General features: G+C 37.4%; 11 protein-coding genes. 9 read left to right on the forward strand and 2 right to left on the reverse strand.

All coding sequences use genetic code 11. From position 1 onward, the window contains the following. Positions 1 to 2 precede the first annotated feature (2 nt). Complete coding sequence (locus NSS81_RS19185) at positions 3 to 341, forward strand: DsrE family protein (RefSeq protein ID WP_342430238.1); 339 nt, start codon at positions 3 to 5, stop codon at positions 339 to 341. 153 nt (positions 342 to 494) lie between these two features. Further along, positions 495 to 1,619 carry a TIGR04053 family radical SAM/SPASM domain-containing protein gene (locus NSS81_RS19190; RefSeq protein WP_342430239.1) on the forward strand — a complete coding sequence of 375 codons (1,125 nt, stop codon included), beginning with the start codon at positions 495 to 497 and terminating at the stop codon, positions 1,617 to 1,619. A 44-nt stretch (positions 1,620 to 1,663) separates the two neighbouring features. On the opposite strand, the gene NSS81_RS19195 is transcribed toward NSS81_RS19190, so the two are convergent. Then, on the reverse strand, positions 1,664 to 2,362 hold the full coding sequence (locus NSS81_RS19195; RefSeq protein WP_342430240.1) for a Crp/Fnr family transcriptional regulator: 699 nt from the start codon (positions 2,360 to 2,362) through the stop codon (positions 1,664 to 1,666). A 353-nt stretch (positions 2,363 to 2,715) separates the two neighbouring features. Here NSS81_RS19195 and moaA point away from each other — a divergent pair, with 353 nt between their 5' ends. Continuing rightward, positions 2,716 to 3,732: a GTP 3',8-cyclase MoaA gene (moaA, locus tag NSS81_RS19200; protein ID WP_342430241.1), complete on the forward strand. Its 1,017-nt coding sequence runs from the start codon at positions 2,716 to 2,718 to the stop codon at positions 3,730 to 3,732. Positions 3,733 to 4,183: 451 nt separating this feature from the next. Here moaA and ric read toward each other — a convergent pair whose 3' ends face one another. Continuing rightward, on the reverse strand, positions 4,184 to 4,882 hold the full coding sequence (gene ric, locus NSS81_RS19205; RefSeq protein WP_342430242.1) for an iron-sulfur cluster repair di-iron protein: 699 nt from the start codon (positions 4,880 to 4,882) through the stop codon (positions 4,184 to 4,186). Positions 4,883 to 5,107: 225 nt separating this feature from the next. Here ric and glp point away from each other — a divergent pair, with 225 nt between their 5' ends. From glp to NSS81_RS19235, 6 genes are all read left to right on the forward strand, one after another. Beyond that, positions 5,108 to 6,373, forward strand: coding sequence for a gephyrin-like molybdotransferase Glp (gene glp / locus NSS81_RS19210; protein ID WP_342430243.1), 1,266 nt, complete (start codon positions 5,108 to 5,110; stop codon positions 6,371 to 6,373). Further along, positions 6,361 to 6,903 carry a molybdopterin-guanine dinucleotide biosynthesis protein B gene (gene mobB / locus NSS81_RS19215; RefSeq protein ID WP_342430244.1) on the forward strand — a complete coding sequence of 181 codons (543 nt, stop codon included), beginning with the start codon at positions 6,361 to 6,363 and terminating at the stop codon, positions 6,901 to 6,903. Before glp ends, mobB begins: the two co-directional genes overlap by 13 nt. A 328-nt stretch (positions 6,904 to 7,231) precedes the next feature. Further along, complete coding sequence (locus NSS81_RS19220) at positions 7,232 to 7,957, forward strand: YwiC-like family protein (protein ID WP_342430245.1); 726 nt, start codon at positions 7,232 to 7,234, stop codon at positions 7,955 to 7,957. Between the two features lie 285 nt (positions 7,958 to 8,242). Beyond that, complete coding sequence (locus tag NSS81_RS19225; protein WP_342434077.1) at positions 8,243 to 9,634, forward strand: MFS transporter; 1,392 nt, start codon at positions 8,243 to 8,245, stop codon at positions 9,632 to 9,634. A 69-nt stretch (positions 9,635 to 9,703) separates the two neighbouring features. Beyond that, complete coding sequence (locus NSS81_RS19230; protein WP_342434078.1) at positions 9,704 to 10,885, forward strand: amidohydrolase; 1,182 nt, start codon at positions 9,704 to 9,706, stop codon at positions 10,883 to 10,885. Between the two features lie 117 nt (positions 10,886 to 11,002). Next, entirely contained in the window at positions 11,003 to 12,190 is a 1,188-nt protein-coding gene (locus NSS81_RS19235) for an amidohydrolase (RefSeq protein WP_342434079.1), read from the forward strand. The last annotated feature ends 116 nt before the right edge of the window (positions 12,191 to 12,306 follow it).

Consider the following 12,306-nt stretch of genomic DNA (forward strand, 5'->3'; position numbering starts at 1 on the left):
AAATGAAAAACAAAGTGATATTAGTTAGCTCAAATCAACTTGGCCGTGGTAGTAATGAGTTGGGCGAGAATATTCTCGAAACGTTTTTTACTGTATTGAAACAACGGGATGTGTTGCCCACAGCTGTTTTTTGTATGAATAGCGGTGTTCTGACCATGACGAAGGATTCATTCGTATCGGTTCATTTGCAGGAATTAGAAGAAAAAGGTGTCGAGATTTTAGCTTGTAAAACATGTGTTGACCATTTTGAAGTTGAAAATAAATTAAGCGTTGGAAAAATTAGTGGAATGGCCGATTTTGTTGAGCTTTCTGCTAAATATGAAGTAATGACCATTTCCTAAAAACGGCAAATTCTGCCGTTTTTTTTTGTCCACAATTTGTCCAAATTCTCTCTTCTATTTGTGAGGTAGTTCACTTTATAGCACTATAAACAACATTATAATACAGATATTAAGGCTGTTTGTATTTGAAGCGGCCGTTAGGAGGCGTTTCATATGGCTTTTGGCCGTGATTTTAATAAGGATCCATTTATCGTAATTTGGGAACTTACACGTGCATGTCAACTAAAATGTCTACATTGCCGTGCTGAAGCACAATATAGAAGAGACCACCGTGAGCTAACATTTGAAGAAGGTAAAAATTTAATTGATCAAATATATGAAATGAATAATCCCATGCTTGTATTTACTGGCGGAGACCCGTTGATGAGGGAAGATGTTTTTGATATCGCTAAGTATGCGGTTGAAAAAGGTGTGAGGGTATCAATGACACCAAGTGCCACACCAAATGTAACAAAAGAAGCGATTGAAAAGGCAAAAGAGGTAGGACTTTCTCGTTGGGCTTTTAGTATTGATGGTCCAACAGCAGAAGTCCATGACCATTTCCGTGGAACACCTGGTTCGTTTGACCTTACGATGGAAAGAATTAAGTACCTGCATGAGCTTGAAATTCCAATTCAAATTAATACTGTAATATCCAGATATAATATTGAATACCTTGATGAAATGGCAAAAATGGTTGAAGATTTGGATTGCGTATTATGGAGCGTCTTTTTCCTTGTTCCTACTGGAAGAGGACAAGAATCCGATATGATTTCCCCTGTGGAACACGAAAAGGTCTTCAGATGGTTGTATGACCTAAGTAAGCGAGTATCTTTTGATATTAAGACAACAGCGGCACAGCATTATCGTCGTGTGGTTATTCAGCAGAAGATGAGAGAAGCGAAAGAACAGGTAGATGAAATAAATTACTTAACGGCATTAACTGAACAAGGTTTAACAGGTTCAATTGATGGTTTGGGAAGAGCGCCAAAAGGTGTAAATGATGGAAATGGTTTTGTATTTATTTCTCATATTGGTGATGTATATCCTAGTGGATTACTGCCTGTTAAGTGTGGAAATGTTCGGGAAACTCCTTTAGCAGAAATATATCGTGAATCACCAGTTTTCAAATCCTTAAGAGATCCGGACCAATATAAAGGAAAATGCGGCGTTTGTGAGTTCCGTCATGTTTGTGGCGGTTCAAGATCAAGAGCCTACGCGATGACAGGTGATTACCTAGAAAGCGAACCATTCTGTGTTTATATTCCAAAGGCAATGAGAGAAAAGCAAACACAGTAAGAGATTAAAAAAGGGAGCAATCAGATTTGATTGCTCCCTTTTTGCTACTCAATGTTACAATAAACGGCTGAACAATTTTCACAACCGATTTCATCCTTTAGGTATTGAAGATTCAAAATCGTAATTTTCCCTTTTTTAACGGAAATGATCTTATCTTTCTTTAATTCACTTAGGATACGGTTGGTGCTTTCGCGGGATGTTCCGCAGAAATTAGCTAATTCTTGATTGGTTAACGGTAAATCGATTAAAATTTCATTTTCTTTGTGAATACCATAACTATTAGTCATTCTAATAAGCGTGGAAAAAAGTGCACCGCGTTTCCCGTTTAATACTAGATCACGAAATTTTGTTTGTGTCTTGCGGAAATGATCGCTCATCCATTTCATAAACTCAAAAGCAAGCTTACTATTTTGAAAAATTTCGCTTTCAAGAACGTTCTTTTTAATCGAGACAATTTCGCCTTCCTCCAAAACCTTTGCACTTAGTAAGTATCTTGGACTATCTGTAAACAGAGTTAACTCTCCACAAATATCATTCTGTCCGCAAATCCTTAAGGAGAGTTCACGGCCATCAGAGGTGATTTTACTTATTTGGATTTTTCCGGAAACAATGACGTAAAGTTCTTCAGCGACCATTCCCTCTTGAAAAAGGAATGTTCCTCTTTCACTTTTGAACCTACGATCTGCAAATTTAAGTAATTCTTTAATTTCTATTGAATGGGTAGGTTTGATTGCAGCTAACATGAATGCTCACCTCAATATATATTTTAAACGGATTCTTGTATTATCTATTTTAGATTCAATAGTTACATTTTAACGTACCACTTATCAATTTATACAAGTAAACAATGACGATATAGTGAAAACTTGGTTGAAACCATTAAATAATAAGTAGAAATAGATTATAATTTAAATAATTCTATGTAATAACTTGAAAAGTTTACATTCTAAAATCATTTGTTCTAAAATCGTCAACAGTTACAATAAAAATTATGTTATAAAGTGTTAAGATAGTGAATATTGTAACAGCCTTTATTATGAATTATTGTTATACTTACTATAAATCTAGCAACTTGAAAATAATGGAGTTGATATGAATGGAAAAGACCATTATTAAGGATAAATTTGATCGACCCTTACGTGATTTAAGAATTTCTGTAATTGATCGTTGTAATTTTCGCTGTCAGTACTGTATGCCCGCAGATCAGTTTGGTGATGACTTTGAATTTCTGCCTAGAAGCGCCCTGTTGACATATGAAGAAATAGAACGGGTAGCGAAGGTTTTTGTGAGTCTGGGCGTGGAAAAAATCCGTTTAACTGGCGGGGAACCGCTGCTTCGTAAAGACTTACCATTGTTAGTGGAAAAGATTTCAAATATTGAGGGTCTAAATGATATTGGGTTAACGACCAACGGGGTATTGCTGCCGAAGTTGGCTCAAAAACTAAAAGATGCTGGTCTTAAACGTGTTAATGTTAGCCTTGATACCTTAAATGATGAACTGTTCGGCCAAATCAATGGGCGAGGTATTGGGACTAAACCTGTATTAGATGGAATAGCAGCGGCAAAAAAGGCAGGACTTGGCGTTAAAATCAATATGGTTGTAAAAAAAGGCTTGAATGATTCGGAAATTATCCCAATGGCCGACTACTGCAAGAATAATGGCTTAGAGCTCCGTTTTATTGAATATATGGATGTTGGTTCAACGAATGGCTGGAAAATGGATGATGTTATTACGAAGAAACAAATTTATATGATGTTAAAAGAGCATTATCAACTTGAAAACCTAGACCCAGCATATTTTGGTGAAGTGGCAAAGCTGTATAATTACAAAGACACAAATGTAAATGTAGGATTCATTCCTTCTGTCTCAGAATCCTTTTGTAGCAGCTGTACGCGTTCCCGGCTATCAGCAAATGGTCAAATCTTCACCTGTTTATTTAATGGAAATGGACATGATATCAGAAACTTCATGAGAAATGGGGCAACTGATGAGGAATTGATTACACGTATCACTTCAATCTGGAACGGAAGAGATGACAGATATTCAGACGAAAGAACCGAAGAAACAGCAAAAAATCGCAAGAAAATAGAAATGTCCTATATCGGCGGCTAACCCTCTTTCAGAAAGAGGGTTTTTTTATAGATTATTTTTGTGTGGCATATGCTCAGTGAAGGACAGCTCTGTCTGAAAAACGAGGGAAGATGTCCTTCATAAGCTCGATGAAGGCCAACTCCATTCGAAAAACGAGGGAAGATGTCTTTCATAAGCTCGATGAAGGCCAACTCCGTTCGAAAAACGAGGGAAGATGTCCTTCATAAGCTCGATGAAGGCCAACTCCGTTCGAAAAACGGGGGAAGATGTCCTTCATAAGCTCGATGAAGGCCAACTCCGTTCGAAAAACGGGGGAAGATGTCCTTCATAAGCTCGATGAAGGCCAACTCCATTCGAAAAACCAAACAAGATGTCCTTCATAAGGTCAAGGCAGCCTGTAGCGGAAATCAATATCCAAGTTAAGTTCAACACAACCATAAAAAAAGAAGCTGTTGCCAGCTTCTTGATCGTCCTACATATATCTAGGGAATAAAATATTATTTTCAAAATGAACATGCATGAAAGTTAAGCCTTCTAAATCTTCTAACCGCTTATAAACTAAACGGTACGTACCACAAGCATCTAAAGGAAGGGTAAAATCAGAAGTAACCTCACGGATTTGTCTTAAAATTTCACCAGCATGATCATGTTCTTTTTCAAGCTCGATAATCATGTTGATGGCTTCTTCACGATTTTCAACCGTACCATCTGCTAATTGCTTAATAGTCGGGAAAACAACCTCTTCTTCTTTAGCCATATGTTCCATTAATTCCTTTTTGAATTCGTAGAAAAGCTCATAAACCTTTACCAGTTCCGGGTGATTGTCGCCGTGAACGCGTGAAACTTTTGTAACATAGGGGCTAAGATTTGTTAATTCTTCTTCAGAGACACGGTGGTAATTAGTAATAACATGATCAATGATTGTATTTGAATCTGATTTAGTCCATACGTCCAAGTCCGTTTTAGAAGAAGTGCTTTTTTCAAGTACGACATTCAATTCTGTTAATAAATTGTCCATATTAAGTCCGCCTTGTGCAACAGCTTCTGATAATGGAATATTGCCGCCACAGCAAAAGTCAATTCGCATTTTTTTAAAAACATCGGCAGTCTTTGGTAATTCATTTACAATATCTTTAACTAATGTATTTGGTGTAATTGAGAAAGTCGTCATAATAAAATCCTCCTTTAATTTGTAAGGCAGTTAGTTTCTAACATAAGCATAATAGATTCTCAAAAATTATTAGGTGACCTGAATCACACATATCAAATGTTTTGAAAAAAATCAATTTGCTTAATTTGTGATATTTGATATGTTAGTGTGAATTCGTTAGGCTTATAATGATAAGAGAGTGATATTAGTAAAATCTAGAAGTGTGCAGGCAGGAGCTGAAGTAGTGTGATAGTAAGAAGAAAGCCCATTCCAATTGGGGATGCAGTCAAAAAAATAATGGAATATCAACTAAATGGAACAACGGAATATGTTTCGATAGATGAAAGCTTTGGACGATTTTTATCAGAAGATTTAATTGCAACAAGTGATGTACCTCATTTTGACAGGGCTCCTTATGATGGATTTGCTGTTAGGGCAATTGATACATATAAAGCATCACAAAAAAATCCAGTAGAATTTAAAGTAGTTGATCATATTGGTGCAGGCTTGACATCCTCAAAGTTCATTAAGGAATATGAGGCAGTAAGAATAATGACAGGCGCGATGATGCCAGTGGGAACTGATGCTGTTGTTATGTTTGAATTGGCAAATGCGTTTGACAGAGACGACATCCCGTATATGTCTATTAAAAGAAGTTTTAAGACAGGGGATAATGTATCCTATCGCGGGGAAGACGCAAAAGAAGGCGAGGTCCTTGTTAAAAAAGGGGTTTTGATCAATCCTGGTATACTAGCGATGCTGGCTACATTTGGTTATAAAAACGTCCCAGTTGCTAAAAAACCGATCATCGGATTATTTGCAACGGGTACCGAATTATTAGATGTGGAGGAAGAATTAGTTCCGGGAAAGATACGGAATAGTAATTCACATATGATTTCCGCACAGATCCTCCGGACAGGAGCGAATGTTGAATATTTAGGAAAACTGCCAGATGATTTTGATACATGTTTTGAGGCTGTGAAAAATGCTTTAGATAAAGTGGATTTGCTTATTACGACTGGAGGAGTTTCTGTTGGAGACTTTGATTACCTCCCTGCTATTTATGAAAAACTTGGTGCAGAAGTTTTGTTTAATAAGGTAGCGATGAGGCCAGGAAGTGTAACGACAGTCGCACAACTAAATGGAAAGCTGCTATTTGGTCTTTCAGGCAACCCATCTGCTTGCTATGTCGGATTCGAACTATTTGCACGTCCTATCATTCGCAAGCTTTTATTTTCTGATAAAGCACATTTACGCAGTGAAAAAGCACAGTTAGAAGTGGATTTCTTAAAGGCAAATCCCTTTACAAGGTTTGTGCGGAGTTCGGTCTCAATTAAGGATGGCATGCTTATGGCAGCACCTAGCGGTTTAGATAAATCAAATATCATTATGAGTCTTGCGGGTGCCAATTCATTAATGATCCTGCCTGGGGGAACAAGGGGCTTTGAAGCGGGTTGTATTGTTGATGTTTTACTGCTTGAGGATCAAGATGGCAGTGAATGGCCTTGGTAAAGCCGGTTATTTTCCAAGTGGTAGGCTATCAGAATAGCGGGAAAACCACTTTTTTAATCAATTTAATTCAAGCGCTAACCAAAGAAGGAATAAAAGCGGTCACTATTAAGCATCATGGGCATGGCGGGAAACCTGAAAGTGAACGAGGTAAGGATTCAGATCGGCACCTTGAAGCAGGTGCGCTGGCGGCTCTTGTAGAAGGCGATGGCAGGCTGATTTTAACAGCAGAGGATTCTAATTGGGGTCTTGAAGAACAAATTAGGTTAATGGAATTTTTCCAAGCTGAAGTGATTTTAATTGAAGGTCATAAACTGGAACTCTACCCAAAGCTGCTTATACTCAGAAATAAGGCTGATTTATCCCTAATTGAGAAAGTAGACAATATTAACTGGATTATCTATTGGGAAGATAGCATACGGGAAAGCATCCAATTGGGAATACCCTCTTTTCATATTGAAGATAAAGCATCCATTCAGTTGATTTCACAAACAATAAAAAAATATGTTCAAAATATTGATGATAAATGTTAATGGATTTGTCAAAAATATTCCTTTTTTACTGACAATTTTGTGCCCTTAAGATATAATTAGTTTTGGGGATTATATGTTTGTACATTTTATAGCATGGAAAGAGTAAAAGGAAATGCTTTTTTCCTTATTTAAAACGAGTTTGGGGATTAAATTCGGTCATTTAAATTAGGTTAGAGGTATTTCTCTTTTCTCTGTAGTAGTAAAAGTGACAAATTGGTTAGAAGGTATTTGACCTTCTTTTTTATTTGCCTTTTTTGTGATTTGTTTCACTTACCATTCTTTTTTGCTCCTTTATATTTAAGTTATGAAGGTAAAAGGAGTGGAAGAAATGAAGTTATTTTTACCGAAACAACATGGTGCTTGGGCAATGACGATCATTCCCTTTTGGCTGGGTGTAATAAATGGCGGTTTTATGTGGCAGCATATTCCATTTTTTATTGGCTGGCTTTTATTGTATTTAGCCACATACCCAATGCTCCTGTTATTTAAAAGGAAAAAGATTTCTTTTTATGCTAAATGGACAGCAATTTATATGATACCAGCATTGATATTTTTGCTAGTACCGCTTGTTACAATGCCTTCCATTATTTATTTTGGTTTACTAATGATTCCGTTTTTTATCATAAATGCATATTATACATCTCAAAATAAAGACCGTGCGCTTATGAATGATTTTAGTGCCATAGTTGCCTTTTCAATAGCAGGTCTTGCAAGCAGCTATTTAGGACAAGGACAGGTCACAGCAGGAGCCATTCTTGTCTTTAGTGTTTCGATATTCTTTTTTGTTGGATGTACATTTTATGTAAAGACGATGATTAGGGAAAAAAGGAATCTTACATTCAAGTGGATTTCATGGGTTTACCATATCCTATTGCTAGTTTGCGGGGTAATCTTTGGTTATTGGATTGTCGCAATCGCTTATATTCCTAGCCTGGTAAGAGCAATGGTGTTTTATGGTAAGCAGTTATCTCCAATGAAAATCGGGATATATGAAATCGTAAATTCAGCCATATTCTTCCTGGTAATGGTCATTCAACTAATCATATTAAATTAAAACATCGTTATAAAATCAACAATAGATTCACAATCTCATTCACATCAAAAAGGCTTAGAGAAAAATTTTCTCTAAGCCTTTTTTTTACGAAAAAAGACGATATAGGATTTATCCAGCAGGTAGCAGTCAGTTAGATCCTCATCTCAAAATTTTTTAACTGGCAATTATATTTTTATTACCCGTAAATTATTTAACTAAAAGAGGGCAAAAATAGTAAATAGATAATTTTAATTGAATAATCAGGAGGTTTTCGTCGTGGAAACAAGTTATAAAGGCACCGATAAAATGATCATAGGAATTGTGTTTGGTGTTATTACATTCTGGCTATTTGCACAAGCAATGGTCAATGTGGTTCCTGCTGTTCAAAAAGATTTAGGTATTTCACTTGGAACCGTGAACATCGCCATTAGTTTATCGGCCTTGTTCTCAGGAATGTTTATCGTTGCTGCAGGTGGACTTGCAGATAAAATTGGGCGTAAGAAGATTGCTAATATTGGATTTATTTTAAGTATTATCGGTTCACTTTGCCTCGTTTTAACTCAAGGGTCTGCATTGCTCATTATTGGACGAGTCCTTCAAGGGCTTTCAGCTGCATTTATTATGCCCTCAACCATTGCCTTAATGAAAGCATATTTCGAAGGGAAAGATCGCCAGCGTGCACTAAGTTTCTGGTCCATCGGTTCTTGGGGCGGGTCAGGGGTTGCCTCTTTTGCCGGCGGTGCAATCGCAACATATTTAGGGTGGAGATGGATTTTTATCTTTTCTATCATCTTCGCCCTTATTGGTATGTTTCTACTGAAAGACACGCCAGAAAGTAAACAAAAATCTACAGGTGCTTTTAAATTTGATTACGCTGGCTTAGGTATTTTTGTCATCACAATGCTTGCTTTGAATGTATTTATTACTTATGGAGCAGATTTGGGATGGACAAGCCCGCTTACAATTGGCCTATTGGTTGTCACAATTATCGGTTTGATTGTTTTCATCAAAGTTGAGAAAAGCAAAAAAATTGTACTGATTGACTTTGCTGTATTTAAAAATAAGCCTTATACGGGTGCGACTGTTTCCAATTTTTTGCTAAATGCGATTGCTGGTACACTAGTTGTAGCCAATACGTATGTACAAGTAGGTCGTGGATTTACTTCCTTCCAAGCAGGTATGTTATCACTTGGTTATTTAGTAGTTGTGCTTGCGATGATTCGTGTCGGAGAGAAAATATTACAAAAAGTAGGCGCAAAATTACCAATGGTCTGGGGTGCTCTGATCACAACGATTGGTGTGGCAATGATGGGCTTAACCTTCTTACCAGACTTTACTTATACAGTTGCTGTCTTCAGTGGATTTGTACTATTTGGGCTTGGACTTGGACTTTATGCAACCCCATCAACAGATACATCTGTATCAAATGCACCTGCTGACAAAGTCGGTGAAGCAGCTGGGGTTTATAAAATGGCAAGCTCACTTGGCAGTGCATTCGGTGTCGCGATTTCAGCAACGGTTTACGGTGCAATTGCAGCAAATGGAAATCTTGAAACAGCGGCTTCAGCAGGAATTATCGTAAACGTTATATTCGGTATCCTTTCAATAGTATCGATTATCTTTATGGTTCCAAGTGATGCCGGTAAAACATCTAATTCTCCTGAAAGATCACCAGCTGGAAACCCTGTTGTAGAATAAATAGCAGTTGGAAATGTAAAACGCGACATTTAGTGATGATTTGAAAAATATGGAAATGGTGACAAGATGATGAGAAGTAAACTAATGGAAATGTTAGAATCTCGTAAGGTTGAAATGATTGAAATTCGCAGATATCTACACGAAAATCCTGAGCTTTCTTTTAAAGAAGAAAAGACAGCTCAATATATAATTGATTTTTATAAAGGTAAGGACGTAGAAGTTCAATCGAATGTAGGTAATGGATACGGAATTATCGTGACAATTAAAGGTGGAAAACCAGGAAAAAACATTGGGTTGCGCGCTGATTTTGATGCGCTTCCAATCGTCGAAGAAACGGATGTACCCTTTAAATCAAAAAATGAAGGCGTTATGCATGGGTGTGGACATGATGGACATACAGCATACTTATTAGTTCTTGCTGGCTGTCTGATCCAATTAAAATCTGAGATTGCTGGTACCATCAAAATTATTCATCAGCATGCAGAAGAGGCACCGCCAGGGGGTGCAAAAAGTATTGTTGAATCCGGGGTCCTAGATGGCTTAGATGCTATTTTTGGCATCCACTTATTCCCTATTAAGCCAGCCGGTTATATAGGATACCGAAGTGGTTATGCAATGGCCGGAAGAACCTATTTCAACCTGAAGATTCAAGGAGTTGGCGGCCACGGCTCTTCTCCTCATCTGGCAAATGATTCAATTGTCGCAGGTGCGCATTTTATCACAGCTGTCCAAACCGTCATCAGTCGTCGGTTAAATCCATTTGAGGTTGGGGTTATAACTATTGGTTCCTTCGATGGAAAAGGAACTTTCAATGTAATTAAAGACAGCGTCGAACTTGAAGGTGATGTTCGCTACATGACCGTTGAAACTCAACAATTGATTGAAAAAGAAGTTCACCGTATTGTAAGAGGGATCGAAGCAGAGTTTGGGGTTAGCTGCGAGCTGACATATACTGCAGATTATCCACCTTTGTATAATGATCCAAAAATAACAGCAGACGTCAAAGCCTCTCTTGAAAGTATGAACGATCCTGATATCAAGGAAATCTTTGAAGGTCCAATGCTCTCGGGCTCAGAAGACTTTGCCTATTATCTAGAAAAAATTCCTGGGTGTTTCTTTTACATTGGATGTAGTCCTAAAGGAGTAGAAAAACCTTATTTTAATCATCATCCCAAATTTGATATCGATGAAGATGCACTTCTGATAGCGGCAAAATCAGTTGGACAAGTTGTCTGCAATTTTTCTGAATAAAAATCATAACCACCTTTCACGGTTTACGGTACAATCGCAGCAAATGAAAATCTTGAATCAGCGGCTTCAATCGGTATTATCGTAACGTTATACTCAAAATGAAGGGATGAAGAGATGATGAGAAGTAAACTAATGGAAATGTTAGAATCTCGTAAGGATGAAATGATTGAAATTCGCAGATATCTACACGAAAATCCTGAGCTATCTTTTAAAGAAGAAAAGACAGCTCAATATATAATTGATTTTTATAAAGGTAAGGACGTAGAAGTTCAATCGAATGTAGGTAATGGATACGGAATCATCGTGACAATTAAAGGTGGAAAACCTGGAAAAAACATTGGGTTGCGCGCTGATTTTGATGCACTCCCAATCGTCGAAGAAACCGAGGTACCATTTAAATCAAAGAATGAAGGCGTTATGCATGGATGTGGTCATGATGGTCATACAGCCTATTTATTAGTTTTAGCGGATTGCCTCATTCAATTAAAAGATGAAATCCCAGGTACAATAAAAATTATTCATCAGCATGCGGAAGAAGTTCCGCCAGGCGGGGCAAAGAGTATTGTAGAATCCGGCATCCTTGACGATTTAGATAATGTATTTGGCATCCATCTGTTGCCAATGGGCCCAGCCGGAGTTGTTGGGTATCACGCTGGCTATTCTTTTAACGGCAGGGCTTATATGAAATTAAAAATTCAAGGGAGAGGTGGACATGGTTCCTCACCACATCTAGCGAATGATGCCATTGTGGCGGGTGCTCATTTTGTTACAGCCGCTCAAACGATTATTAGCCGTCGATTAAGCCCTTTTGATATTGGTGTGCTTACCATTGGTTCTTTTGATGGGAAAGGAACATTTAATGTCATTAAAGACAGCGTAGAGCTTGAAGGCGATATTCGTTATATGACTGTTGAGACAAAAGCAACCATTGAAAAAGAGGTTAAACGTCTTGTAAAAGGGCTTGAAGAAGAATTTGGTGTAACATGTGATCTAACCTATTCGAGTGATTATCCACCTTTATATAATGATCCTGAAATAACAGCAAAGGTTGCTGAGTTTCTCAAGAATGCTAATGATAAAGATATTAAAGAAGTTAAGGAATTTCCAGCATTGCCGCCATCTGAAGACTTTGCTTACTATGCTGAAAAATTCCCTTCCTGTTTCTTTTACATTGCTTGTACACCAAAAGGAGTAGAAAAACCTTTTTTTAATCATCATCCTAAATTTGATATCGATGAAGAGGCTCTTATTGTGGCAGCAAAGGCAGTAGGGTATGTCGTTTGCGGTTATTATGAGTTAGAGTAGGAAAAAGAGTAGAATTGGTTGTATGGTGTGGTATAAAAAAACACACGCTATTTATTATGTGAAATAACGTGTGTTTTTGATATGTTATTTGCTTGTTTGCACCCATGGAGTAAGAA

It is taken from the genome of Neobacillus sp. FSL H8-0543, from assembly GCF_038592905.1.
Classification (GTDB): Bacteria; Bacillota; Bacilli; order Bacillales; family Cytobacillaceae; genus Neobacillus.